Origin of the sequence: Enterobacter sp. I4 (assembly GCF_022669095.1) — a bacterium.
GTDB classification, from domain to species: Bacteria; Pseudomonadota; Gammaproteobacteria; order Enterobacterales; family Enterobacteriaceae; genus Enterobacter; species Enterobacter pasteurii.
In genome coordinates this window covers 1234697-1261655 of record NZ_JALBUO010000001.1, presented here as the reverse complement: position 1 = coordinate 1261655, position 26959 = coordinate 1234697, and the positions used below count along the sequence as shown (strand labels likewise).

The following is a 26959-nucleotide window of genomic DNA, read 5'->3' as shown; positions in this document are numbered from 1 at the left end:
AACGATCAACGCAACACCATCAGCAGCGCCAGCACGACAACCGCACCGATGCTCATGGACGCCACATACCAGCGCAGATAACCGTTCTCGCTGAACAGCAGGCCTTTACCTGCGAAGCGAGAGAGGATCGCCGGGATGTTCATCAGGCTGTTCAGCGGGTCGCGCTTCAGCAGCCACGCAATGCCCAGGAACGGCTTAACGAAGATCATGTCGTACAGCCAGTCGAAGCCCCACGCGTTGTACCACCAGGTGCTCAGCAGACGGCCTGGCGCACTGTTGGCAACGGCAGTCACCAGCGTGCGTTTACCCAGCCACAGCCATGCAGCAATCAGGATGCCCGCAATTGCGACCACGCCGGAGGTAATTTCAAGCGTCAGAACGCGACCGTGCTCAAGCTCGGTTGTCGCCGGCAGTACGCCCTGCAGCGGTGGCACAATCATCGCGCCAACGAAGGTGGACAGTACCAGCAGCACAATCAGCGGCAGGTGATGAGTAATCCCCTTCCCTGCGTGAGCGTGAATTTGTTCTTTACCGTGGAATACGATGAAAATCATACGGAAGGTATACAGGGAGGTCATGAACGCACCGACCAGACCCGCAACCATCAGATTGATATGACCATTCGCCATGGCACCCGCAAGGATTTCGTCCTTACTGAAGAAGCCCGCGGTAATCAGCGGCAGTGCCGCCAGCGCCGCGCCGCCCACCAGGAAGCAGACATAAACCAGCGGGATGGACTTACGCAGTCCGCCCATCCTGAAGATATTCTGCTCGTGGTGGCAGGCCAGGATCACCGAACCGGATGAGAGGAACAGCAGCGCTTTAAAGAACGCGTGCGTCATCAGGTGGAAAATGGCCGCGTCCCACGCCTGAACGCCCAGCGCCAGGAACATGTAGCCAATCTGGCTCATGGTGGAGTACGCGAGAACGCGCTTGATGTCGGTCTGGACCAGCGCGGCAAAGCCTGCCAGCACCAGCGTCACCGCACCAACGATACCCACCAGATGCAGAATCTCAGGCGTCATCAGGAACAGGCCATGGGTACGCGCAATCAGGTAAACACCGGCGGTCACCATGGTTGCGGCGTGGATCAGCGCAGAGACCGGGGTTGGACCCGCCATCGCGTCGGCCAGCCATGTCTGAAGCGGCAGCTGCGCGGATTTACCCACGGCACCACCCAGCAGCATCAGCGTCGCCCACCACAGCATGTTATTGCCTGCTTCGAAGTGCGCCGGCGCCAGTTCCACCATTTCGCGGAAGTTCAGCGTGCCCAGTTCGTTGTAGAGAATGAACAGCGCGAACGCGAGGAAGACGTCACCCACGCGGGTCACGACGAACGCTTTCATGGCCGCTGCGCCATTCTTCGGATCGGTGTAGTAGAAGCCGATCAGCAGGTAAGAGCACAGGCCCACGCCTTCCCAGCCCAGATACATCAGCAGCAGGTTATCGGCCAGGACCAGAACCACCATGCTGGCGATAAACAGGTTGGTGTAGGCGAAGAAGCGGGAGTATCCCTCTTCACCGCGCATATACCAGGAGGCGAACATGTGGATCAGGAAGCCCACGCCGGTGACCACGGAGAGCATGGTCAGAGACAGACCATCCAGCACCAGGTTAAAACCGATGTTAAAGTTACCGACCGACATCCAGTTCCACAGCGGCACGCTGAAGGCCTGACGCCCGTTGTTAAAGAAGTCGACACCCGCATATGCCGTCACCAGAGCAGCCAGGCCAACAGAGCCCATGCCGACGGTGGCAGACAGATTTTCAGACCAGCGGCCGCGCGAGAACGACAGCAGCAGGAAGCCAATTAGCGGAAAAATAATGGTTAAGGCAAGCATGTTCATCCACGCAACTCACTTACTGAATCGATGTTCAGGTTCTGGCGGCGACGATGGAGCTGCAGCAACAGCGCCAGGCCAATACTCGCTTCGGCAGCCGCGAGGCTGATGGCGAGAATGTACATCACCTGACCATCGGTCTGGCCCCAGTAGCTACCGGCGACCACAAAGGCCAGCGCGGAAGCGTTAATCATGATTTCCAGACCAATCAGCATAAACAGCAGATTGCGGCGGATAACCAGACCGGTTAAGCCCAGAACGAATAAAATCGCAGCGAGGATCAGTCCATGTGTTAAGGGGATCATGCGCGCTCCTCCGTTTTTCTTTTCGCGCGGTCGTCGGTGCGGTTGCTCAGCACCTCGCCAGAACGCTCTTCGCGTCCGACGTGGAAGGCGACAACCAGACCCGCCAGCAGCAGCATTGAAGCCAGTTCAACCGCCAGAACGTATGGGCCAAAGAGCGTGATACCGACCTCTTTAGCGCCGATCGGCGTACCGTCGATACCCTGGTCGTTGACGCCGAGAATGGCGTAAACAATCACCGCCAGCATGATGGCCGACAAAATTGCCGGGCCAATCCACACCTGCGGTTTTAACCACTGACGTTCCTGCTCAATTTCAGAGCCGCCCAGGTTCAGCATCATCACCACGAACACGAACAGCACCATAATGGCCCCGGCGTAGACGATGATTTCCAGCGCGCCCGCAAAGTGCGCGCCCAGCGCGAAGAACACCCCGGAAATGGCCAGCAGCGAGATGATTAAATACAGCAGCGCATGCACCGGATTGGTGTGCGTAATCACTCGTAGCGTAGCCAGGATGGCGATAAGGCCACAGATATAAAAAGCGAATTCCATTGCCCTCTCCTTACGGTAACAGGCTCTTGACGTCGATAGGCTTAGCTTCGTTCTCTGCTTCGCCCTTATCTTTGCCGTCGATTGCCATACCCGCCATCCGGTAGAAGTTATATTCCGGGTATTTGCCCGGACCGGAAATCAGCAGATCCTCTTTCTCGTACACCAGATCCTGACGCTTGTACTCACCCAGCTCGAAGTCTGGAGTCAGCTGAATCGCCGTGGTTGGGCACGCTTCTTCGCACAGGCCGCAGAAGATGCAGCGTGAGAAGTTGATGCGGAAGAACTCAGGATACCAGCGGCCGTCTACCGTCTCTGCTTTTTGCAGAGAGATACAGCCGACCGGGCACGCTACCGCACACAGGTTACAGGCAACGCAGCGCTCGGAACCGTCCGGGTCGCGCGTCAGCACGATACGGCCACGGTAGCGCGGCGGCAGATATACCGGCTCTTCCGGGTACATCCGGGTTTCGCGTTTGGCAAACGCGTGCAGGCCGATCATCCAGATACTGCGTACCTGGGTGCCGAAACCTACCAATAATTCTTTTAAGGTCATGGTCTATAGCCCCTTATGGCTGCTGCCAGAGAATGACAGCCGCCGTTACCAACAAGTTGACGAGCGTCAGCGGCAGGCACACTTTCCAGCCGAAGGACATTACCTGGTCATAACGCGGACGCGGTAACGCTGCGCGAATCAAAATGAACATCATCATGAAGAACGCGGTTTTCAGCGCGAACCAGATGAACGGCGGTAAGAACGGGCCATGCCAGCCACCAAAGAACAGCGTTACCATCAACGCGGAAATGGTGACGATACCGATGTACTCGCCCACGAAGAACAGACCGAACTTCATGCCGGAATATTCAATGTGGTAACCGTCGGCCAGTTCCTGTTCGGCTTCTGGCTGGTCAAACGGGTGACGGTGACACACCGCCACGCCCGCGATAGCAAAGGTAATAAACCCAAAGAACTGCGGGATAACGTTCCAGATGTCGGCCTGGTTGTTGACGATGTCGGTCATGTTAAATGAACCGGCCTGCGCCACCACGCCCATCAGGGAGAGCCCCAGGAACACCTCGTAGCTCAGGGTCTGCGCGGAAGCACGCATCGCACCCAGCAGCGAGTATTTGTTGTTACTGGACCAGCCTGCGAACAGCACCGCGTAAACCGCGAGGCCTGCCATCATCAGGAAGAACAGAATGCCGATGTTCAGGTCAGCCACCACCCAGGTCGGGCTGACCGGAACGATAGCAAACGCCAGCAGCAGCGAGGTGAAGGCGATCATCGGTGCCAGAGTAAAGATCACGCGATCCGAGAAGCGCGGAACCCAGTCCTCTTTAAAGAACATCTTGATCATGTCCGCGACCAGCTGGAGTGAACCACCCCAGCCCACGCGGTTCGGTCCGTAACGGTTCTGGAACAGACCGAGAAGACGACGTTCACCAAAGCTCATGAACGCACCGCAGGTGACCACCACCAGCAGAATCACAACCGCTTTCAGAATGCTCAGCAGGATGTCGATAAGATCCGGCGTTAACCAACTCATGCTTTTGCCTCCTGCAGGTTATCAAGGTGCGCACCCGCCAGGACCGGCGCGATGCCTGGCATACCCATCGGCAGACCAACCTGCCCTGCTGTCAGGCTTTCAGAGATAATCAGCGGCAGGCTGATTGTCTGGCCGTCATAGCTAAAGGCAACGTTCGCGCCCGCGTTAACGCCAAGCTTAGCGGCATCCGCCGGGTTGAGCTTGATGTACGGCTGCGGCATGCGCTGCTGGAATACCGGTGAACGCTGGGACATTTCGTCGCTACCAAACAGATGATAGTACGGCGCAATACGCCAGTGCCCTTCCTGCGCCTGGAAGCTCGCCGGAACGGTGGTGAAGAAGTCCAGACCGGTTTCGGAGGCTTCAATCAGACGCACGCCCGGATCGCCGTGGCGCAGGGAGCCGCCCACTTCAGCCTGGAACTTGTTCCATGCCTGCGGGGAGTTCCAGCCCGGCGCCCATGCAAACGGGATTTGCGAACGCGGCGCGGACGGCTGGTTGTTCCCTTCCATGGAGAAGGCGAACATGGTGTCTTTATCCTGCGGCTGGCGCGGTTCGTGCACGCTGATGTTGGCGCGCATTGCGGTACGGCCGCTGTAACGGTGCGGTTCACGCGCCAGCTTCTGGCCGCGAATGCGGAAGCTTGCTTCAGGCGCGGCATCTTTAATGCCCGCCAGCTGAGGCAGTTTTTCGACTACCGCATCGATAACGTGGTCGAGCTGCGTCCAGTCCACTTCACGGCTCTGCACGGTGCTGTGCAGGGAGTGCAGCCAGCGCCAGCTTTCCAGCATGATGGTGTTGCTGTCGTAGTACGCAGGGTCATAAACCTGGAAGAAACGCTGCGCGCGGCCTTCGTTGTTGATCACCGTACCGTCGCTTTCTGCGAAGCTTGCCGCAGAGAGCACCAGGTGCGCTTTGTCCATAATCGCCGTGCGCTGATGGTCAATTACCATCACCAGCGGCGCTTTGGAGAGCGCGGCGTCAACGCGTGCGGCAGACGCATGGCGATGCAGATCGTTTTCAAGCACCACAACGGCGTCAGCGGCACCGGATTCCAGTTCGCTTAACGCTTCTTCCAGCGAGCCGCCGCCAATCATGCCCAGACCGATGCTGTTCACGGCACGGGCAATCATGGTCACACCGACGTCCGCACCGCGGCCCTTCAGGGCTTTGGCAACGTTCGCTGCGGCCTGAATGATCTCGGCGCTTCCGGCGTTGGTCCCGGAGATAATCAGCGGCTTTTTCGCCCCCGCCAGCGCCTGAACAATCACGTCGACCTTGTTTTGCAGGTCGCGATCCAGCTCAACGGCCGGAGAGTTGCCGTCCAGCGCGTGGGCAATGGCAAAGCCAAGGCGCGCCTGATCTTCAACCGGCGCGCAGTAGGTCCACGCGGCGATGTCGTCCAGACGGGTGTTGTCGACGTTAGTCACAAACAGAGGATGCTTCGCGCGCTGGCCGATGTTCAGGATTGCCGCAATCTGCCAGTCAGCCACTTTCTGCGCCGCTGCCATTTCACGCGCTTTACCCTTCACCGCCTGGCGAACCGCCAGAGCCGCGCGAGCGCCGGTCTGAGTCAGGTCTTCACCCAGCACCAGAACCGCATCGTAGGATTCGATTTCGCGCAGCGCAGGAGTGTGAACGCCGCCTTCACGCAGCACCTTCAGCACCAGCTGGAGGCGCTCCTGTTCGCCCTGGGCTATACCGGTATAGAAGTTTTCCGCCCCAACCAGCTCGCGCAGCGCGAAGTTGCTTTCGATGCTGGCGCGCGGGGAGCCGATACCGATCACTTTCTTCGACTGGCGCAGAATATCCGCGGCGCCCTGCATCGCCTGCTCGGCGTTGAGGGTGATGACGTCGTCGCCACGGCGCTGAACCGGCTGACGCGGACGGTCCTTCAGGTTCACATAGCCATAGCCGAAACGACCGCGGTCGCACAGGAAGTAGTGGTTAACGGTACCGTTGTAGCGGTTTTCGATGCGACGCAGTTCGCCGTAGCGCTCGCCCGGGCTGGTGTTACAGCCCAGCGAACACTGCTGGCAGATGCTTGGCGCAAACTGCATGTCCCACTTACGGTTGTAGCGCTCGGAGTGCGTTTTATCCGTGAATACGCCGGTCGGACAGATTTCTACCAGGTTACCGGAGAATTCGCTCTCAAGCGTACCGTCTTCCGGACGGCCAAAGTAGACGTTGTCATGCGCGCCGTACACGCCCAGATCCTGACCGTCTGCGTAATCTTTGTAGTAACGCACGCAGCGGTAGCAGGCGATGCAGCGGTTCATTTCGTGAGAGATGAACGGCCCCAGATCCTGGTTACGGTGGGTACGCTTGGTAAAGCGATAGCGACGGAAGCTGTGACCGGTCATGACGGTCATATCCTGAAGGTGGCAGTTACCGCCCTCTTCGCAAACCGGACAGTCGTGCGGGTGGTTGGTCATCAGCCATTCCACCACGCTTTCGCGGAACTGTTTGGCTTCTTCGTCATCAATCGAAATAAAAGTGCCTTCGGCGGCTGGCGTCATACAGGACATCACCAGGCGACCACGCGTGTCTTCCGCGTTTTGATATTGCTTCACCGCACACTGGCGGCAAGCACCGACGCTGCCCAGCGCCGGATGCCAGCAAAAGTACGGAATATCGAGGCCAAGAGACAGACAAGCTTCCAGCAGGTTGTCCGCCCCGTTGACTTCGTATTCTTTGCCGTCTACATGAATCGTAGCCATTAGCATGCTTCCAGTTGTCTCGAATTGCTTCGAGCGTTAATCAAAATTCTGTTTTTACCAGCGCGCTTTCAGCAGGTTCGGCTGAATACCATTGATTGAATGGGTATTGCTGAACGGCTGCTTAATGCCTGCTTCGAATTCGTCGCGGAAATATTTAATCGCGCTCTGCAGCGGCTCGACGGCACCCGGTGCGTGGGCACAGAAGGTTTTGCCTGGGCCTAAGAATCGACACAGTTGCTCAAGCGTCTCGATATCGCCAGGCTGACCTTCGCCGCGTTCGATTGCACGTAGGATCTTCACGCTCCACGGCAGACCGTCACGGCACGGCGTACACCAGCCGCAGGACTCGCGGGCGAAGAACTCTTCCAGGTTACGCACCAGCGACACCATGCCGATCTCGTGGTCGACGGCCATCGCCAGCGCCGTACCCAGACGGCTGCCTGCTTTACCAATGCTTTCGAATTCCATCGGCAGGTCAAGGTGGGCTTCGGTCAGGAAGTCGGTCCCTGCCCCACCCGGCTGCCAGGCTTTGAATTTCAGACCATCGCGCATGCCGCCCGCGTAGTCTTCAAGAATTTCGCGTGCGGTGGTACCGAACGGCAGTTCCCAGACGCCAGGGTTTTTCACGCGACCAGAGAAGCCCATCAGCTTGGTGCCGGCATCTTTACTTGAAGAGATGCCCTGATACCACTCCACGCCGTTGGCGAGGATCGCCGGAACGTTGCACAGGGTTTCGACGTTGTTCACACAGGTCGGTTTACCCCACACGCCGGAGCTTGCCGGGAAAGGCGGCTTGGAGCGCGGGTTCGCACGACGGCCTTCCAGGGAGTTAATCAGCGCGGTTTCTTCACCGCAGATATAGCGCCCTGCGCCGGTGTGCACGAACAGCTCGAAGTCAAACCCGGTGCCCAGGATGTTTTTACCCAGCAGGCCGGCTTCGGTGGCTTCGGCAATCGCGCGACGCAGGTTTTCTGCCGCTTCGATGTACTCACCGCGCAGGAAGATGTAGCCACGGTACGCTTTCAGCGCGAACGCGGAGATCAGCATGCCTTCCACCAGCAGGTGCGGCAGCTGCTCCATCAGCAGACGGTCTTTATAGGTACCCGGCTCCATTTCATCGGCGTTACACAGCAGGTAACGGATGTTCATGGATTCATCTTTTGGCATCAGGCTCCACTTCAGACCGGTGGAGAAGCCCGCGCCGCCGCGGCCTTTCAGACCAGACTGTTTGACCGCGTTAACGATCTCGTCCGGCGCCATGCCGCCGAGGGCTTTACGCGCCCCGGCATAGCCGTTTTTGCTCTGGTATTCGTCGAGCCATACCGGCTGTTTGTCATCGCGCAGACGCCAGGTCAGCGGATGCGTCTCAGCAGTACGAATTACAGTTTTCATTTGTACTGCTCCAGCAGGTCAGGAATCGCTTCCGGCGTCAGATGGCTGTGAGTGTCCTCATCAATCATCATGGTCGGCCCCTTGTCGCAGTTACCCAGGCAGCAGGTTGGCAGCAGAGTAAAGCGACCATCGAACGTGGTCTGGCCCGGCTTGATATTGAGCTTCTTCTCAATCGCAGCCTGAATGCCCTGATAGCCGGTAATGTGGCAGACGACGCTGTCACAGTAGCGGATCACATGGCGGCCTACCGGCTGACGGAAGATCTGGCTGTAGAACGTGGCTACGCCTTCTACGTCACTCGCCGGAATACCCAGCACTTTTGCGATCTCGTAGATCGCCCCATCCGGCACCCAGCCACGCTGTTTCTGTACGATTTTCAGCGCTTCAATGGACGCCGCACGCGGGTCTTCGTAGTGGTGCATCTCGTGCTCAATGGCGGCACGCTCTGCTTCACTCAGCTCAAAAGCCTCGGTTTGTGGTTGTTGATTCTCGTGCATAATTAGCGGTCCACATCTGACATAACAAAATCGATACTACCCAGATACACAATCAGGTCAGAGACCAGGCTGCCGCGGATGGCAGACGGGATCTGCTGAAGGTGCGCAAAGCTCGGCGTACGCACGCGGGTACGGTAGCTCATGGTGCTGCCGTCGCTGGTCAGGTAGTAACTGTTAATACCCTTGGTCGCTTCAATCATCTGGAAGGATTCTTGCGCCGGCATGACCGGGCCCCAGGAAACCTGCAGGAAGTGGGTGATCAGGGTTTCGATATGTTGCAGCGTGCGCTCTTTCGGCGGCGGCGTCGTCAGCGGATGATCCGCCTTGAACGGGCCTTCCGGCATGTTGTTGAGGCACTGCTCGAGGATGCGCAGACTCTGGCGCAGCTCTTCCACTTTCAGCATCACGCGGGTGTAGCAGTCGGAAACGCCGCCGCCAACCGGGACTTCAAAGTCAAAGTTCTCGTAGCCAGAGTAAGGACGGGCTTTACGCACGTCGAAATCAATACCGGTCGCACGCAGGCCAGCACCTGTGGTCCCCCACTCCAGCGCCTCTTTCGCGCCGTAGGCAGCAACGCCCTGGGAACGGCCCTTCAGGATGGAGTTACGCAGCGCGGCTTTCTCGTAAGAGGCCAGACGCTTCGGCATCCAGTCGAGGAACTCACGCAGCAGACGGTCCCAGCCGCGCGGCAGGTCGTGTGCCACACCGCCGATACGGAACCAGGCCGGGTGCATACGGAAACCGGTAATCGCTTCCACCAGATCGTAAATTTTCTGACGATCGGTAAAGGCGAAGAAGACCGGGGTCATCGCGCCGACGTCCTGAATGAACGTGGAGATGTACAGCAGGTGGCTGTTAATACGGAACAGTTCAGACAGCATGACGCGAATCACGTTAACGCGATCCGGCACGGTGATGCCTGCGAGTTTCTCAACGGCCAGCACGTACGGCATTTCGTTTACGCAGCCGCCGAGGTACTCGATACGGTCGGTATACGGAATGTAGCTGTGCCAGGACTGACGCTCGCCCATCTTCTCGGCACCACGGTGGTGGTAGCCAATGTCAGGAACGCAGTCGACAATCTCTTCGCCGTCAAGCTGAAGAATAATACGGAACGCACCGTGCGCGGACGGGTGGTTTGGACCGAGGTTGAGGAACATGAAGTCCTCGTTTTCGGTACCGCGCTTCATGCCCCAGTCTTCCGGCTTGAAGGTCAGCGCTTCCATCTCCAGATCCTGCTTGGCTTTAGTCAGCTCAAACGGATCGAATTCGGTTGCACGTGCCGGATAGTCTTTACGCAGCGGGTGGCCGGTCCAGGTCTGCGGCATCATGATGCGCGTCAGATGGGGGTGGCCGTCAAAGGTCATGCCGAACATTTCCCAGGTTTCACGCTCGTACCAGTTGGCGTTCGGGAAAAGTTTGGTGATCGTCGGCAGATGCATGTCGTTTTCAGACAATGCCACCTTGAGCATGATATCCGTGTTGCGGTCTATTGAGATCAGGTGGTAGAAAACGGAAAAATCCGCAGCAGGGAGGCCCTGGCGGTGCGTTCTGAGACGTTCGTCCATGCCGTGTAAGTCAAACAGCATGACGTAAGGCTTTGGCAATTTCTTGAGGAAATCGACCACTTCCAGTAATTGCTCACGCTTCACCCAAACAACGGGTACCCCGGTGCGGGTGGCCTGAACAGTAAAGGCATCCGGCCCAAAACGGTTGCGCAGTTCGCCAATGACGGGGTCATCAAGATGATCCCGGGTCTGCCAGGCGGCTTCTTGCGCGGTTAAGTCGGTCATATTGTTCACCATTGCAAATGGTCCGTGGTGACTGTTAAGCCTGGCTTCGCGCTATTTGAGTAGTGATATGCGAAGGTGTTCTCCAGGCCCACAGGCGCAAATTAAATTTAGTCAGGCGTACGCAGGTTGGTGACGGCAATACGTTCACCACGTTTACGCTCGCGCTCAGACTGCATGTTCGCGCGATAGACACCCTGATCGCCAACAACCCATGAGAGCGGGCGGCGTTCTTTACCAATGGACTCCTGGAGCAGCATCAGCGCCTGCATATAGGCTTCCGGACGCGGCGGGCAGCCAGGAATGTAAACATCCACCGGAATGAACTTATCAACGCCCTGCACAACGGAATAAATGTCGTACATACCGCCCGAGTTTGCACATGCCCCCATGGAGATAACCCATTTTGGCTCCAGCATCTGGTCATACAGACGCTGAATAACAGGCGCCATCTTGGTAAAGCAGGTGCCGGCGACCACCATCAGGTCAGCCTGACGCGGGGAAGCACGCAGTACCTCGGCCCCAAAACGCGCAACGTCATGCACCGCAGTGAATGACGTCACCATTTCAACGTAGCAGCAAGAAAGGCCAAAGTTGTATGGCCAGATGGAGTTCTTACGACCCCAGTTGACCATGTCGTGCATGGCATGCTCGAGCTTGCCCATGTACACGCTTTTGTTGACTTCTTGCTCCAGGGGGTCGGTTACGATCTCCTGTTTTTGCAGTGGGTAACGGTCATTCTCACCGTTAGGATCTATGCGGGTGAGCGTATAATCCATCTTATTGCCTCGCTGTTACTGCTGACGATTAGAGATACTGTTTTCCGGGTTGATGTGTTCACGGCGTGAACGCACAGGTGTCCAGTCCAGCGCGCCAATACGCACCAGATAAACCAGACCGGCCAGTAACACTAAAATGAAAATTGCGGCCTCGACAAAGCCCACCCAACCACTTTCGCGAATCGAGGTAGACCACGCGAAGAGGTAAAGCGCTTCCACGTCGAAGATGACGAAGAACATGGCTACCAGGTAGAACTTGGCAGACAGGCGTAAGCGAGCGGTACCTACTGAATCAATACCTGATTCGAAAGGTGTGTTTTTGTGCCTTGCGCGGGCGCGACCGCCCAGGAACCAGCCGCCGACTAACATCAGGCAGCACAGGCCAATGGCTACAATAAGAAAGATTGCGAATGCCCAGTGATGAGCGATGACTTCTGTGGATGTTGACATACTCATTGCTTACTCATCAAAAGTGATACCGACGACACTGCTCTTGCTGGCAGATGGGCATCACATCGATTCATGGGGAGGAACAAATAACCTTACACTAACTGTCTGAAATGAGACATAGACAGCAAAATGATGGGGTTTTTTACTCCTTTCTATAACCTTTTGTCAACTTTAACAAAGGTTTCTTCACATTAAATTACATCGTGCGATTCTCATTAACAAAACATGCCCTTTAACCCTGGTGGCCAGGTGACTTTACGTCAAATGCATCTTGTTGAATCGTGTCCGTTTTGGAAGTAAAAAAAATAACCCTCCTATTTTGACAGGATTTGCCAACGATTCCTCCCCCCAAATAGGAGTATTTTCTTGATCTGAGACACGCTTTTGTTAATTCAATCAAAAAAACAGCAACATATTTCCTGTTTTTTTAACATCGGCGGGGGTTGAGGGAAGTTAGAACGGCCATCGTTTACATCTTAACCAAAAGCATATGCTGCGTTGATAAATAACGGGTATTTCACTTATCCACACTGCGCTAGCGGTTATGATTAGCAAAAAAAAACCACTCCATGAAAAAATCATGCGAGTGGCTCTTTTTTGCACTTACATTTTGTTACGAGAATTTTGAGGGAACGATCACTCAAAATCCCCTTCCACGATCAGGGGGTTCCCCCCTCCTTCGGGAGTAACATGCGCGTACTGCCACGGATTATGGTAGTTTTCCATCGCCTCGAACACCACTTTCGCCAGCTCGTTGTTGCTTGCGGCATTATGGCAAAGCAGGTACTCCGTATCCGGTAACGATGGCAGGCCATCGGATTTACCCAGAACGCGCAGATCCGGGCTCATCATCTCAACCGGACGGGCCGTTACGCCAAGTCCAGCCTTCACCGCGGCCCGCACGGCGGGAAGCGTGGATGCCACGTACGCCAGACGCCAGGGAATATTGGCTTCGTTAAGCGCGGCCAGCACCATATCGCGGAACGGGCTGGGATCGTCCAGCAGGACCAGGGGTATTGGCTCACCCTGTTGCAGTACATACTCCGCCGCACAGTACCAGTGCGTGGGAGAGGTACGCAGCGTCAGGCAGTCAAACTGACCGGGCCGATGCGTGGTGACCACCAGGTCAACCTCGTTCTCTTTCAGCATCTCAACGATAAAAGCATTACGTTTAACGCTAACGTCCAACGCAAGCTTCGGATAAACCGAGCTAATACGATTGAGAAGGAAAGGTAAAATGGTATCCGCTGATTCATCCGATGCCCCTAATGTTAACACTCCCTGAAGGTTGCTAAACATTAAAGACATACAAGCTTCATCATTAAAGCGCAGTATCTTTCTGGCATAACCCAGAAGCTGTATACCATGTTCCGTTAAAAGCTTATTACGCCCATGGCGCGCAAAAAGCTCTTTACCAACCAGTTGTTCCAGCCGCTGCATTTGCTGGCTCACGGCGGACTGGGTACGGCAAACTGCGGCAGCAGCTGCTGCAAAAGTGTTGAGATCGGCGACCGCAACAAACGTTCTCAGCAGATCGAGGTCGAGATTCATTATCGGACGATTTGCATTTATCATATCTTTTCACTTTCAGGTTGCTCGTACGGAGCTGCCCGGGTTTAAGCTGTGTGTAACAGTTAAGCAATTCCTTCTGAAGAGTTTCCCTCGCGTCCCGGCCCGGCAGACTGCCTGACAGATAGTTATTGTACTGCGGTATATCAACGGTCAGAAATCACGTTTCATGACGTTATTTTTATTCTCTTGCGCTCAGGATATTTCGCTGTCTGAAGGTAGATGTAAATTCCATATAGGGTAAGACAGGTTTTCTGCTATCTATATCGCAGCGTTGTCAGCGCAGCAAGATGTAACTCACCCAATTCAGCCAGAGATAACTTCAACAATAACAATCGATTAATATAGGAAAGCAGAATCCGATATACGTAACAGGCGTATCGCGCAACCGCTTTCCCGAAACACATCTTAACCCAAATCCACTATATTTATAAGTCTTATTGCAATATTACAGATTTACCGCCACCGATAAGCCGCTAAACTCTTTTTATTAAAATTAACGAAAGTTGCATTTTCGTCGTTAATAATAAATAAAGTTTAATTTAGATTCAGTTCAATCATTAATATCGCTTAACATTAATTTCACATGAGTAACTTCTAACCTGGCTTTGCTAATAAGGCAATGCGTATCTTAGCATTCAGGTTTTACGAAAGGTCACACCCGGCGACTAACGCCTCCTCGCCAATCGTCTTTTAATTTACGTCAGCACAATATTCACATTTATTTTAAATTTTCAGCATAAAAATCCTAACATTTGCCTGTATGGCGATAAATTCAGGAACCCGATCGGTCCGCATTCAGCTTAAGAGATCGCAACGGCTCCGTCCTGTCGTACAAAATCTTCTTCTGTGCGCCCTTCAAAACGAAGCGCGGTGGGAGTACATTGTTCCGTGCTAGCTTCCACGGCAGGAAGTAGCAACAATAGCGAAAAGGTTAAAGGTTCATGTCCCCTATCGAAAAATCCAGCAAGCTCGACAACGTCTGTTACGACATCCGTGGCCCGGTTCTTAAAGAGGCTAAACGTCTCGAAGAGGAAGGCAATAAGGTTCTGAAACTCAACATCGGCAACCCCGCGCCATTTGGTTTTGAAGCGCCGGATGAGATCCTGGTGGATGTGATCCGCAACCTGCCAACTGCCCAGGGTTACTGCGATTCAAAAGGGCTTTACTCCGCCCGTAAAGCCATCATGCAGCACTATCAGGCACGCGGTATGCGCGACGTTACCGTGGAAGATATCTACATTGGCAACGGCGTGTCGGAGCTGATCGTTCAGGCGATGCAGGCGCTGCTGAACAGCGGTGACGAAATGCTGGTTCCCGCGCCGGATTACCCGCTGTGGACGGCTGCGGTGTCGCTGTCCAGCGGTAAGGCGGTCCACTACCTGTGCGACGAATCCTCTGACTGGTTCCCGGATCTGGATGATATTCGCGCCAAAATTACGCCACGCACCCGCGGTATCGTCATCATTAACCCGAATAACCCGACGGGCGCCGTCTACTCAAAAGAGTTGCTGATGGAGATCGTGGAGATCGCCCGCCAGCACAACCTGATCATCTTTGCCGACGAGATTTACGACAAGATCCTGTACGACGCGGCGCAGCACCACTCTATCGCCGCGCTGGCCCCCGACCTGCTGACCGTCACCTTTAACGGCCTGTCGAAAACCTACCGCGTGGCCGGTTTCCGTCAGGGCTGGATGGTGCTGAACGGTCCGAAGAAACATGCGAAGGGCTATATAGAAGGGCTGGAGATGCTGGCATCCATGCGTCTTTGCGCCAACGTACCGGCGCAGCATGCGATCCAGACGGCGCTCGGTGGCTATCAGAGCATCAGCGAGTTCATCGTGCCTGGCGGCCGTCTGTATGAACAGCGCAACCGCGCGTGGGAACTAATCAACGATATCCCGGGCGTCTCCTGCGTGAAGCCAAACGGCGCGCTGTATATGTTCCCGAAAATTGACGCAAAGCGCTTCAACATTCACGACGATCAGAAAATGGTGCTCGACTTCCTGCTACAGGAAAAAGTGCTGCTGGTGCAGGGAACGGCGTTTAACTGGCCGTGGCCGGACCACGTGCGTATCGTGACGCTGCCGCGCGAAGACGATCTCGAAATGGCCATCAGCCGCTTCGGACGCTTCCTGTCCGGGTATCATCAGTAAACTTTCCCGCCTGCCGGGTGGCACTTCACCTGCCCGGCTTTCAGCATCCGCTAATTTGCATCTTCCCTCCCCTCCCCGCACAATGAAGTCTGTCGCTGTTAAGACGTAAGGTAACCTATGAGTCAGAGTCATTTTTTTGCCCACCTCTCCCGCCTGAAGCTCATCAACCGCTGGCCGCTGATGCGCAACGTGCGCACGGAAAACGTGTCAGAGCACAGTTTGCAGGTTGCCATGGTCGCTCACGCGCTGGCCGCCATTAAGAACCGCAAATTCAACGGGCAGGTGAATGCCGAGCGTATCGCCCTACTGGCGATGTATCACGATGCTTCGGAAGTGCTGACCGGGGATCTGCCAACGCCGGTGAAGTATTTCAACTCGCAGATTGCGCAGGAATATAAGGCCATCGAGAAGATTGCGCAGCAGAAGCTGATTGAAATGGTGCCCGAGGAGCTGCGTGATATCTTCGAGCCGCTTATCGACGAACATCAGTATACGGAAGAAGAAAAGTCCCTGGTGAAACAGGCCGATGCGCTGTGCGCGTACCTGAAATGTCTGGAAGAGCTATCCGCGGGGAATAACGAGTTCCTGCTGGCGAAAACGCGGCTGGAAAAAACCCTGGCATCCCGCCGCAGCGAGGAGATGGACTACTTTATGCAGGTATTTGTGCCGAGCTTCCATCTGTCGCTGGATGAGATTAGCCAGGACTCCCCGCTATGACGTTTGCCGGGTGGCAGAATCGCCAGCCCGGCCTGAAGCGCGTGCCCCTGCTTAAAACGGGAATAAGACCGGAATTAACACCACGCACACCAGCATCACCAGCACGGTGAACGGCACGCCAATTTTCACGAAGTCGCTGAATTTATAGTTCCCCGGCCCCAGCACCAGCGTATTGACCGGCGAAGAGACCGGCGTCATAAACGCCGCGGACGCCGCCATCGCAACCATCATCGCAAACGGATACGGCGAAACGCCCATCGATTTCGCCATCGCCAGCGCAATAGGTGCCATCAGCACGGCGGTGGCGGTGTTGGAGATAAACAGTCCGATGGAGGCGCACATGACAAACAGGCAGACCATCATCAGATAGGGGCCATAACCGCCGCCCGCGTCCATTAAGCCTTTAACGATCAAATCTACCCCGCCGGTTTTCTGTAGCGCCAGGGCAAAAGGCATCATCCCGACAATAAGAATGATGCTCGGCCAGTGAATCGCCTTGTAAGCGCTTTCGGCATCGATACAGCGAAATTTGCCCATTAGCAGGCAGGCAATTATCGCCGCTATGGGATTAGGTATCTCGTCCGTCAGCATCAGGGAGACCATCAGCACCAGGCAGAATATCGCGTGGGGTGCCTGGCTGTGCGCCGGGGACGCGTCGCTCTCCTCAATCGGCATATTCAGCACCACAAAATCGCGGCCTTTCTGCCCGAGCTGGCTAATCAGTTTCCAGTTGCCGACCACCAGGAAGATATCCCCCAGCAGGAGTGGCTCATCCACTACCGCTCCTTCAAGGGCCACGCCATCGCGCTTCAGGCCCACCACGTTCAGGCCATAGCGGGTGCGAAAGCCGATTTCGCGCACCGTTTTACCCAACAGCTCCGATTCCGGGATCAGTGACACCTCGGCCATGCCGACATCCAGCGCCTGGTCAGAAAAATATTCGCCGCGCAGCACCATCGGCTCCAGCAGCTGTTCGCTACAGAATTCACGCAGGTCCACGTCCGCCGTGGACATATCAATCAGCAGGACATCGCGCGCCCGGAATTCGGATACCCCGTTCACGTTGACAATCACCCGACGAAAGCGACGCCAGCGCTCCACGCCGATCACGTTTGCGCCGTAGCGTTCGCGCAGCCGGAGATCGTCCAGCCGCTGCCCCACCATGGGCGAACCCGGTCGGATGGCCAGACGCCGGGCGCGACCGGTCAGGCGGTACTCTTTAATCAAATCGCGAAAGGAGCGCCGCTTCCAGCCCTCTCTGGCGTTATCCTGCTTCTCCCCTTTCAGGGCAAAACGGGTGAGCAGCATATAGATAATGCCCATCACCAGCACGACCAGCCCGATCGGCGTAACGCTGAAAAAGCTAAACCCCTCAAGCCCCTCACGGATCAGTTCGCTGTTTACGACCAGGTTCGGCGGCGTCGCCACCAGCGTCATCATGCCGCTGATAAGCCCGGCAAAGCTTAGCGGCATCATCAGGCGCGACGGGGAGATCTGCATTCGCATGCAGACGCTCAGCACCACCGGAATAAAGATAGCGACGACGCCCGTTGAGCTCATAAACGCGCCCAGCCCGGCCACCGTCAGCATCAGGTAAATCAGCATTTTGGTTTCGCTGCTGCCCGCCACCTTGACCAGCCACGCGCCCATCATCGTCGCCACGCCGGTGCGTACCAGCCCGTCGCCGATGATAAACAAGGCGGCAATCAAAATAACGTTGGGATCGCTAAACCCGGAAAAGGCTTCCGGCAGCGAGAGCGTACCGCTCAGCACGAAGGCGACAATCACGAACAGGGCGATGGCATCCATGCGCACCTTGCCCGTGGCAAAAAGAATGATGGCGATTAACAGCAGGCTCAGGACCCAAATCAGTTCACCGTTCACAACATGTCCTTGTCAGTGGAGGAGAAGCAATTTTGCCATAAAAAAGCCCCAGCAGCGTGGGGCTATATCATGGGATTACATTTTTAGCGAGACGGTTACAATGCCGTCCGGCGTCTTCGAGACGTCGATGGCAGTCAGCGTGTTGAGCACAAAGTCTGCCTCATCCAGCCGGGGCGATCCCGCCGGAACGTTAACGGCGATGACGTGGCTTCCGGCGTTCAGCCCGGCCAGCACGCCAGCCGCCGCATCTTCCACAACCACGCACTCCGCAGGCGCAAGGCCAAGCAGCTCGGCGCCGAGCAGAAACGCATCCGGTTCCGGCTTGCCGCGCTTCACGCGTTCAGCGGTAATGAACACGTCCGGCGTCGGTAAACCTGCCGCCTTGTGGCGGGCGTGAGCGACGGGAACCGAGCCGGAGGTGACGATAGCCCAGGGGATCTGCGCTTCATTCAGATGCTCAAGCAATTCGCGCGCGCCGGGCAGCGCGGTGATGCCGTCGGTATCGGTGGCCTCAATCTGCTCAAGATAGGTAAACTCCGCCTGGATCTCTTCCTCAGAACGTCCCGCCAGGAAGTGCCGCAATGAGGTAATGGCCTGTTTGCCATGGATGAAATTCAGTACGTCCTGATGGTCGATGCCGTGCCGGTCGGCCCAGTGGCACCACGAGCGTTCAACCACCGGCAGCGAATCCACCAGCGTACCGTCCAGATCAAACAGAAAACCTTTACACTGCACACGCACCTCCGTCAGGCATTAATGATTTGTTGAATTTCGTTGCTGCTTAAGTGGTACTGACGCGGGCAGGCATGCCACGCGCTCAGCATACGCTGATATTTGTCCCACATTGGGGTCTGGGCGTTAAAGCCGTGCGTGCCCGCGTCAAAGTGGGTGTAGCGTCCTTCGGTGTTCACCATAAAGCGCACATAGCTCAGATAGCGCGCTTCCGTCGCCGCATCAAAGCCCAGGAACGTCACCCGGCGCTCGTCAATGGCCTGCTGGTCTTTAAGGTTGGTCCAGGACACATGCAGCGCATGGTACATCTCCATGATGTCGATAACGATGCGGCAGGTTTCCTCTTTCAGCTCGCCAAACTCGCGATCCAGTTCGCGCATCTGCAAACCAAAACCACGTTCGACGATGGTCTGCAGGCGGCTGTAGCGCGCAGCGTTATCGGGATCAAGCATAGTCATCATCTTGTACTGGTTAGACAAAATCAGACGTTGAGCATGGGTCATTTCCATCTTTCGACTCCTGTAGCGCATTGCACTGTAAAAAAAAGACACGGTAACGGTGTGTTACTGTGCCTTCTTTTGGTCGTCGTTTCGATGATCAATCACAAGTCATCGAGGAATGTTTTATCAAGTTGTTTAAACGCTCGCTTGAGCGTATCTGCCAGCGCCTGATAGTCCGGCTTGCCTTCCACCGGCGCCAGCGCCTGGCCGGCTTCCTCCAGTTTTCCACGCACTTCATAAAACCAGTGTAAAATAGAAGGCGGAAGCGGCGTAATGGAGCGTTTACCTAACCACCACAGCCCCTGCATCGGCAGGCTTAAGGCAAAGAGCGCAGTCGCAACGGCCGGGCCAAGCTGTCCACCCAGCGCAATTTGCCAGCACAGGGTAAAGACGGCGATCGGGGGCATAAAGCGGATCGCGTAGCGCGTGGCGCGAATGGTGCGGTTTTCAATGAACATGGGCGCGAGGCGCTTTTCCATCGGCCATGTCTTTGCATAATGCTGTCCCCGACGAAACAGGCTAAAAAAGTTAACGGACGGGATTTCAGGTGTCGACATGGCTGTACCTCAACTTCACATATAAAAATTAAAATTTTCGTGCAAAACCACAACAGGCTATGACAACGTTCAAAATATTTTGTCATCGCTACCCCGTATCGGGTATCCTGTGCCAGCCTGATAGGGCCGTAGACGAGAAGCGTTAACTCGTCAAATTATCGCATATTATGCCATTGTCTGAAAAATGTTCAAAATGGCTTAAAATCATAGGTATTTCTTCCATCCTGCCAGAATGTTCGTTTGGCATGATGTTAATCATAAATGTCTGGGTCAGCATGCGTTACGCTTTTAGACTCATTGACGTTTTTTTAGCCACGTATCAATTATAGGTACTTCCATGTCGAGTAAGTTAGTACTGGTTCTGAACTGCGGTAGCTCTTCACTGAAATTCGCCATCATCGATGCGCTCAACGGTGACGAGTACCTCTCTGGTTTGGCCGAATGTTTCCATCTGCCTGAAGCACGTATCAAGTGGAAAATGGACGGCAGCAAACAAGAAGCGGCTTTAGGTGCAGGCGCCGCTCACAGTGAAGCGCTGAACTTTATCGTTAACACTATTCTGGCACAAAAACCAGAACTGTCTGCTCAGCTGACTGCAATTGGTCACCGTATCGTCCACGGCGGCGAAAAATACACCAGTTCCGTGGTGATTGACGACTCTGTGATCCAGGGCATCAAAGACTCTGCGTCTTTCGCACCGCTGCATAACCCGGCTCACCTGATCGGTATCGCTGAAGCACTGAAATCCTTCCCGAATCTGAAAGACAAAAACGTGGCCGTGTTCGATACCGCGTTCCATCAGACCATGCCGGAAGAGTCTTACCTCTATGCCCTGCCATACAGCCTGTACAAAGAGCACGGCGTCCGTCGTTACGGCGCACACGGCACCAGCCACTTCTATGTGACTCAGGAAGCCGCAAAAGTGCTGAACAAGCCGGTTGAAGAAGTGAACATCATCACCTGCCACCTGGGCAACGGTGGTTCTGTTTCTGCTATCCGCAACGGTAAATGTGTTGATACCTCCATGGGTCTGACCCCGCTGGAAGGTCTGGTGATGGGTACCCGTTCCGGTGACATCGACCCGGCGATCATCTTCCACCTGCACGACACCCTGGGCATGAGCGTTGACGACATCAACAAAATGCTGACCAAAGAGTCTGGCCTGCTGGGTCTGACCGAAGTCACCAGCGACTGCCGTTACGTTGAAGATAACTACGAAACCAAAGCAGACGCTAAGCGTGCAATGGACGTTTACTGCCACCGTCTGGCGAAGTACATCGGTTCTTACACCGCGCTGATGGAAGGCCGCCTTGACGCAGTTATCTTCACCGGTGGTATCGGTGAGAACGCGGCAATGGTTCGCGAACTGTCCCTGGGCAAACTGGGCGTTCTGGGCTTCGAGGTTGATCACGAGCGTAACCTGGCTGCCCGCTTCGGCAAGTCTGGCTTCATCAACAAAGAAGGCACCCGCCCGGCTATCGTTATCCCAACTAACGAAGAGCTGGTCATCGCGCAAGACGCGTGCCGTCTGACCGCCTGATTCCACACCGCCAGCAATGCTGGCGGTGCTGTTTTGTAGCCCGCCCAACGCGGCGGTAACGAAAGAGGATAAACCGTGTCCCGTACAATTATGCTGATCCCTACCGGAACCAGCGTCGGCCTGACCAGCGTCAGCCTCGGCGTGATCCGTGCTATGGAACGCAAAGGCGTTCGTCTGAGCGTCTTTAAGCCAATCGCCCAGCCTCGCGCCGGTGGCGATGCGCCAGACCAGACCACCACCATCGTTCGCAAAAATTCCAATCTGCCGGCGGCTGAACCGCTGAAGATGAGCCACGTTGAGTCTCTGCTCTCCAGCAACCAGAAAGACGTGCTGATGGAAGAGATCATCGCCAACTATCACGCTAACGCGCAGGACGCTGAAGTGGTGCTGGTTGAAGGCCTGGTCCCGACCCGTAAACACCAGTTTGCCCAGTCCCTGAACTTTGAAATCGCGAAAACCCTGAACGCAGAGATCGTTTTCGTGATGTCTCAGGGCACCGATACCCCGGAGCAGCTGAAAGAGCGTATCGAACTGACGCGCAGCAGCTTTGGCGGTGCGAAAAACACCAGCATCACCGGCGTTATCGTTAACAAACTGAACGCACCGGTTGATGAACAGGGCCGTACGCGTCCTGACCTGTCCGAAATCTTCGATGACTCTTCTAAAGCGAAAGTCATCAAAGTGGACCCGGCTAAACTTCAGGATTCCAGCCCGCTGCCCGTTCTGGGCGCGGTGCCGTGGAGCTTCGATCTGATTGCCACCCGTGCAATCGATATGGCGCGCCACCTGAACGCTACCGTGATCAACGAAGGCGACATCAATACCCGCCGCGTGAAGTCCGTGACCTTCTGCGCGCGCAGCATTCCACACATGCTGGAGCACTTCCGCGCTGGTTCTCTGCTGGTGACCTCCGCAGACCGCCCGGACGTGCTGGTTGCAGCCTGCCTGGCCGCGATGAACGGCGTGGAAATCGGTGCAATCCTGCTGACCGGCGCGTATGAGATGGACCCACGCGTAAGCAAGCTGTGCGAACGCGCGTTCGCCACTGGCCTGCCGGTGTTCATGGTGAACACCAACACCTGGCAGACCTCCCTGAGCCTGCAGAGCTTCAACCTGGAAGTACCGGTTGATGACCACGAGCGTATCGAGAAGGTTCAGGAATACGTTGCTGGCTATATCAACGCAGACTGGATCGAATCCCTGACCGCGACCTCCGAGCGCAGCCGCCGTCTTTCTCCTCCAGCCTTCCGTTACCAGCTGACCGAGCTGGCGCGTAAAGCGGGCAAACGCGTTGTTCTGCCAGAAGGCGACGAACCACGCACCGTTAAGGCGGCCGCTATCTGTGCAGAGCGCGGCATCGCGACCTGCGTGCTGCTGGGTAACCCGGATGAGATTAACCGCGTTGCGGCGTCCCAGGGCGTTGAGCTGGGCGCAGGCATCGAAATCGTCGATCCAGAAGTGGTTCGCGAAAGCTACGTTGCCCGTCTGGTTGAGCTGCGTAAGAACAAAGGCATGACCGAAGCCGTTGCGCGCGAGCAGCTGGAAGACAACGTGGTGCTGGGTACGCTGATGCTGGAGCAGGATGAAGTTGACGGCCTGGTTTCCGGTGCGGTACACACCACCGCGAACACCATCCGTCCGCCGCTGCAGCTGATTAAAACGGCACCGGGCAGCTCTCTGGTTTCCTCCGTGTTCTTCATGCTGCTGCCTGAACAGGTTTACGTTTACGGCGACTGCGCGATCAACCCGGATCCAACCGCAGAGCAGCTGGCAGAAATCGCAATCCAGTCTGCGGACTCCGCAACGGCATTCGGTATCGAACCGCGCGTGGCAATGCTCTCCTACTCTACCGGCACCTCTGGTGCAGGTAGCGACGTAGAGAAAGTCCGTGAAGCAACCCGCATTGCGCAGGAAAAACGTCCGGATCTGATGATCGACGGCCCGCTCCAGTACGATGCTGCCGTTATGGCTGACGTGGCGAAATCCAAAGCGCCAAACTCGCCGGTTGCAGGTCGCGCTACCGTGTTCATCTTCCCGGATCTGAACACCGGTAACACCACCTATAAAGCGGTACAGCGTTCAGCAGACCTGATCTCCATCGGGCCAATGCTGCAGGGCATGCGCAAGCCTGTGAACGACCTCTCCCGCGGCGCGCTGGTTGACGATATCGTCTACACCATCGCGCTGACGGCGATCCAGTCTTCACAGCAGCAGTAATGCTTTAACTGCATTAAAAAGGCGACCCGACGGTCGCCTTTTTTTACAGCAGCTCTCTCGCCGCCGACACAATATCGTGTGCCGTCAGGCCATACTCCTTCTGAAGAAAGTCCTGCGTCCCCACCTGGCCATAGCGTTCCTTAACGCCAACGCGACGCATCGGCACCGGGCAGGTTTCCACCAGCACTTCCGCCACCGCCGAGCCCAGCCCGTTATGGATGCTGTGGTTTTCGCAGGTCACAATACGCCCGGTTTTTTCGGCATAGTTTTTCACCAGCATCCTGTCGATGGGCTTCAGGGTAAACATATCGATAACCGCCGCGCTTACGCCCTCCTGCTCTAGCTGACGCGCTGCCTCCAGCGCTTCCGCCACCATGATGCCATTGGCAATCAGGGTGATGTCACTCCCTTCACGCAGCACGTTGCCTTTGCCAATGGTGAACGTTGAGCCCGGCGCATACACGCTCGGCGCCTGCTTGCGTATCGTGCGCACCCAGTAGAAGCCTTCCAGGTCCATCAGTTGACGCAGCACGTCTTCGAACATCACCGCGTCGGTCACTTCCAGCACCACCGAGTGCGCCAGGCCGCGCACAATGCCCATATCCTCAAACGACATATGCGTGCCGCCGTTGTGACAGGCCGTTACCCCCGCGTCCGAGGCAATCACCTTCACGTTGTTGCGCTGGTAGTCAAGGGACATAAACAGCTGGTCGAAGCAGCGGCGGCTGGCAAAGGCGGTGAAGGTGTGCACGAAGGGCTTACGTCCGGTAAGCGACAGCCCCGCCGCCGTTCCAATCACGTTAGCCTCCATAATGCCGCAGTTGATAACGTGCTGCGGATAATCGCGCGCCACGCCATCCATCGCCATCGAACTCATCAGATCCGCTTCGAGGGCAATAATCTCGCTCCCGGCCTCAATCTGTTTTGCCACAAAGCCCGCGTAGACCTTACGCATCTCAACGGCATCTTTCTGTTGTGGCGGTGCAAGCTTAATCATGTGAAGCCTCCAGTTGGCGAATCGTCTCGTTGAGGGCCGCTTTGCTCTCCGGGGTTAACCGCAGATGGTGCGAGTTGCCGAGCTGTTCCAGGTACGGCACCCCCTGCCCTTTGATGCTGTCGAGGATCACTACCCGCGGGCGCGCATCGGCCCTGGGCATCGGCGACGTTACCTCCAGCAGCGCCGGAATGTCGTCCCCCTTCACCGTCACCGCGTCAAAGCCAAAGGCGCGGAACTTCTCTTCCAGGTCGAACGCGCAGACGATCTCGTCCAGCTCGCCGTCGAGCTGCTGTTTGTTCCAGTCCACGAACACGGTCAGGTTATTCAGGCGATGGTGGGCAATAAACTGGAACGCTTCCCAGCACTGCCCCTCGTTCAGCTCCCCGTCGCCAACGATGCAGAACACCCGGTTTGGCCTTCCTGCCAGCCTGTGCGACAGCGCCATGCCGCCGGCGATAGAGATCCCCTGCCCAAGCGAACCGGTGGTGGCGTCCACGCCGCGGGTTTTCAGGCGGTCCGGGTGGCTGGGAAGACGCGTTCCGTTCTGATTCAGCGTGCTCAGCTCTTCAATCGGGAAGTAGCCTTTAATCGCCAGCGTGCTGTAGAGCGCCGGGCCCGCATGGCCTTTCGACAGCACAAAGTAGTCCCGCTCAGGCCAGTCCGGATCGGCCGGGTCAATCTTCATTACCGCGCCGTACAGCACCGCCAGCGTTTCGACGACCGACATGCTGCCGCCGTAGTGGCCAAAACCCAGCTGCGTCAGGGATTTCAGCGTCTCAAGGCGGATCTGACGCGCCAGTTCGGTTATTTCATTCTCATTCATCATTTGGCTCCGGTATTTTCCTGCGCGTCACCGCCCGCAGGTTTGTTTTTAGCGAATACGTTGTAGGCCACCAGCAGCGCGAACAACGCAACAACCAGCCCGGTGATGGCAAGCGGCGACAGGAAGCGCGCCAGGTTGCCCAGCACAATCCCGACCGCGCCAAAATCGGCATCCGAGAAGGTGGTATTGGCAAAGCCAATCGCGCCCAGCACCGGCAGCAGCAGAACCGGCAGGAAGGTGATCAGCAGGCCGTTGGCAAACGCGCCAATCATCGCTCCGCGACGTCCGCCGGTGGCGTTACCAAACACGCCTGCGGTCGCGCCGGTGAAGAAGTGCGGAACAACGCCCGGCAGGATCAGCACCCAGTTAAGCTGCCCGCAGATGACCAGCCCCACAATCCCGCCCAGGAAGCTGAACAGGAACCCAATCAGCACCGCATTTGGCGCGTAGGGATAGACAACCGGGCAGTCCAGCGCGGGACGCGCGTTGGGGACCAGTTTTTCAGAGAAGCCGGTAAAGGCCGGGACGATTTCCGCCAGAATCAGGCGCACGCCCTGGAGGATGATGAAAACGCCCGCCGCAAAGGTGATTGCCATGATGATGGCGTACACCAGGTAGTTCTGGCCGCCGCTGAAGGTCGCTTCCACATACTCGCGCCCGGCGCTCACCGCCATGATCAGATAGATAATCATCATGGTGAGGGAGATGGAGATCGAGCTGTCGCGCAGGAAGCTGAGGTTTTTCGGCAGGTTCATCTCTTCGGTGGAGCGCGAGCCTTTGCCGACCTTGCCGCCGATCCAGCCGGACAGCACGTAGCCCAGCGTACCGAAGTGACCGAAGGCGATCTCATCGTTGCCGGTGATGCGTTTCATATAGCGCTGCGCAATTGCCGGGAAGAAGGCCATGATCAGGCCGAGGATCAGCGAGCCGGTGAAGACCAGCCCTACCCCCTCAAAGCCCGCCACCGTCAGGATCACGCCAATCATGCACGCCATGTAGAAGGTGTGGTGTCCGGTCAGGAAGATGTACTTCAGGCAGGTAAAGCGCGCGACGATAATATTCGCCACCATCCCGAAGGCCATAATGAGCGCGGTGGAGGCACCGTATTTTTCCAGGGCAATCGATACAATCGCTTCATTGTTTGGAATAATGCCCTGGATATTAAAGGCGTGCTCAAACATGCCGCCAAGGGGATTTAATGAACCTACCAGCACCGTGGCGCCGCCGCCCAGCACAATAAAGCCGAGGATCGTTTTAATTGTGCCTTTTACGACATCTGAAAACGCTTTTTTCTGCGCAACCAGACCAATTAAGGCAATTAACCCCACCAGCACCGAAGGGACCTTTAAAATATCAACAACGAAATTCAGCGTTTCAAGGATAAACATATCCACC

General features: G+C 56.3%; 23 protein-coding genes. 4 read left to right on the top strand and 19 right to left on the bottom strand.

The window, feature by feature from the left end:
* Positions 1-5: 5 nt before the first annotated feature.
* The 12 genes from nuoL to lrhA all read right to left on the bottom strand — a co-directional run bounded on the left by nuoL (position 6) and on the right by lrhA (position 13444).
* Positions 6-1847: an NADH-quinone oxidoreductase subunit L gene (nuoL, locus tag MOQ06_RS05990; RefSeq protein WP_148419918.1), complete on the bottom strand. Its 1842-nt coding sequence runs from the start codon at positions 1845-1847 to the stop codon at positions 6-8.
* Complete coding sequence (gene nuoK / locus MOQ06_RS05985) at positions 1844-2146, bottom strand: NADH-quinone oxidoreductase subunit NuoK (RefSeq protein ID WP_003861496.1); 303 nt, start codon at positions 2144-2146, stop codon at positions 1844-1846. Before nuoK ends, nuoL begins: the two co-directional genes overlap by 4 nt.
* Positions 2143-2697, bottom strand: coding sequence for an NADH-quinone oxidoreductase subunit J (nuoJ, locus tag MOQ06_RS05980; protein WP_148419920.1), 555 nt, complete (start codon positions 2695-2697; stop codon positions 2143-2145). The genes nuoK and nuoJ overlap by 4 nt, the downstream gene beginning before the upstream one ends.
* Positions 2698-2707: 10 nt before the next feature.
* Positions 2708-3250 carry an NADH-quinone oxidoreductase subunit NuoI gene (gene nuoI / locus MOQ06_RS05975; RefSeq protein WP_003861491.1) on the bottom strand — a complete coding sequence of 181 codons (543 nt, stop codon included), beginning with the start codon at positions 3248-3250 and terminating at the stop codon, positions 2708-2710.
* Positions 3251-3263: 13 nt separating this feature from the next.
* On the bottom strand, positions 3264-4241 hold the full coding sequence (gene nuoH, locus MOQ06_RS05970) for an NADH-quinone oxidoreductase subunit NuoH (protein ID WP_003861490.1): 978 nt from the start codon (positions 4239-4241) through the stop codon (positions 3264-3266).
* Positions 4238-6961, bottom strand: coding sequence for an NADH-quinone oxidoreductase subunit NuoG (nuoG, locus tag MOQ06_RS05965; protein ID WP_242171913.1), 2724 nt, complete (start codon positions 6959-6961; stop codon positions 4238-4240). The genes nuoH and nuoG overlap by 4 nt, the downstream gene beginning before the upstream one ends.
* A gap of 54 nt (positions 6962-7015) precedes the next feature.
* On the bottom strand, positions 7016-8353 hold the full coding sequence (gene nuoF / locus MOQ06_RS05960; RefSeq protein WP_242171909.1) for an NADH-quinone oxidoreductase subunit NuoF: 1338 nt from the start codon (positions 8351-8353) through the stop codon (positions 7016-7018).
* Positions 8350-8850 (bottom strand): NADH-quinone oxidoreductase subunit NuoE, encoded by a 501-nt coding sequence (nuoE, locus tag MOQ06_RS05955; protein WP_006176513.1) that lies wholly within the window; start codon positions 8848-8850, stop codon positions 8350-8352. Before nuoE ends, nuoF begins: the two co-directional genes overlap by 4 nt.
* A 2-nt stretch (positions 8851-8852) precedes the next feature.
* Entirely contained in the window at positions 8853-10655 is a 1803-nt protein-coding gene (gene nuoC, locus MOQ06_RS05950; RefSeq protein ID WP_148419923.1) for an NADH-quinone oxidoreductase subunit C/D, read from the bottom strand.
* A gap of 95 nt (positions 10656-10750) precedes the next feature.
* Positions 10751-11419, bottom strand: a complete 669-nt coding sequence (gene nuoB, locus MOQ06_RS05945) for an NADH-quinone oxidoreductase subunit NuoB (RefSeq protein ID WP_242171907.1) — start codon at positions 11417-11419, stop codon at positions 10751-10753.
* A 15-nt stretch (positions 11420-11434) separates the two neighbouring features.
* On the bottom strand, positions 11435-11875 hold the full coding sequence (gene nuoA / locus MOQ06_RS05940) for an NADH-quinone oxidoreductase subunit NuoA (protein ID WP_003861475.1): 441 nt from the start codon (positions 11873-11875) through the stop codon (positions 11435-11437).
* Between the two features lie 630 nt (positions 11876-12505).
* Positions 12506-13444 (bottom strand): transcriptional regulator LrhA, encoded by a 939-nt coding sequence (lrhA, locus tag MOQ06_RS05935; RefSeq protein ID WP_148419924.1) that lies wholly within the window; start codon positions 13442-13444, stop codon positions 12506-12508.
* Positions 13445-14382: 938 nt separating this feature from the next.
* On the opposite strand from lrhA, the gene alaA reads away from it, so the two are divergent.
* Positions 14383-15597 carry an alanine transaminase AlaA gene (gene alaA, locus MOQ06_RS05930; RefSeq protein ID WP_003861471.1) on the top strand — a complete coding sequence of 405 codons (1215 nt, stop codon included), beginning with the start codon at positions 14383-14385 and terminating at the stop codon, positions 15595-15597.
* 117 nt (positions 15598-15714) lie between these two features.
* Positions 15715-16314: a 5'-deoxynucleotidase gene (gene yfbR, locus MOQ06_RS05925; protein WP_148419925.1), complete on the top strand. Its 600-nt coding sequence runs from the start codon at positions 15715-15717 to the stop codon at positions 16312-16314.
* 51 nt (positions 16315-16365) lie between these two features.
* Here yfbR and MOQ06_RS05920 read toward each other — a convergent pair whose 3' ends face one another.
* From MOQ06_RS05920 to yfbV, 4 genes are all read right to left on the bottom strand, one after another.
* Entirely contained in the window at positions 16366-18198 is a 1833-nt protein-coding gene (locus MOQ06_RS05920) for an SLC13 family permease (RefSeq protein WP_148419926.1), read from the bottom strand.
* 75 nt (positions 18199-18273) lie between these two features.
* Entirely contained in the window at positions 18274-18933 is a 660-nt protein-coding gene (locus MOQ06_RS05915; protein ID WP_176609835.1) for a sugar phosphatase, read from the bottom strand.
* 11 nt (positions 18934-18944) lie between these two features.
* On the bottom strand, positions 18945-19439 hold the full coding sequence (locus tag MOQ06_RS05910) for a YfbU family protein (RefSeq protein WP_148419928.1): 495 nt from the start codon (positions 19437-19439) through the stop codon (positions 18945-18947).
* Between the two features lie 92 nt (positions 19440-19531).
* Complete coding sequence (gene yfbV, locus MOQ06_RS05905) at positions 19532-19987, bottom strand: terminus macrodomain insulation protein YfbV (RefSeq protein ID WP_063853427.1); 456 nt, start codon at positions 19985-19987, stop codon at positions 19532-19534.
* Positions 19988-20324: 337 nt separating this feature from the next.
* On the opposite strand from yfbV, the gene ackA reads away from it, so the two are divergent.
* Positions 20325-21527, top strand: coding sequence for an acetate kinase (ackA, locus tag MOQ06_RS05900; RefSeq protein ID WP_148419930.1), 1203 nt, complete (start codon positions 20325-20327; stop codon positions 21525-21527).
* Positions 21528-21602: 75 nt separating this feature from the next.
* Positions 21603-23744 carry a phosphate acetyltransferase gene (gene pta, locus MOQ06_RS05895; RefSeq protein WP_148419931.1) on the top strand — a complete coding sequence of 714 codons (2142 nt, stop codon included), beginning with the start codon at positions 21603-21605 and terminating at the stop codon, positions 23742-23744.
* 43 nt (positions 23745-23787) lie between these two features.
* Here the strand turns inward: pta and MOQ06_RS05890 are convergent, their stop codons facing one another.
* The 3 genes from MOQ06_RS05890 to MOQ06_RS05880 are packed head-to-tail and all read right to left on the bottom strand — an operon-like array spanning position 23788 to position 26952.
* On the bottom strand, positions 23788-24741 hold the full coding sequence (locus tag MOQ06_RS05890) for a transketolase family protein (protein ID WP_148419932.1): 954 nt from the start codon (positions 24739-24741) through the stop codon (positions 23788-23790).
* Positions 24734-25564, bottom strand: coding sequence for a transketolase (locus MOQ06_RS05885; protein WP_176611188.1), 831 nt, complete (start codon positions 25562-25564; stop codon positions 24734-24736). Before MOQ06_RS05885 ends, MOQ06_RS05890 begins: the two co-directional genes overlap by 8 nt.
* Positions 25564-26952, bottom strand: coding sequence for a PTS ascorbate transporter subunit IIC (locus MOQ06_RS05880; protein ID WP_242171902.1), 1389 nt, complete (start codon positions 26950-26952; stop codon positions 25564-25566). The genes MOQ06_RS05885 and MOQ06_RS05880 overlap by 1 nt, the downstream gene beginning before the upstream one ends.
* Positions 26953-26959 lie beyond the last annotated feature (7 nt).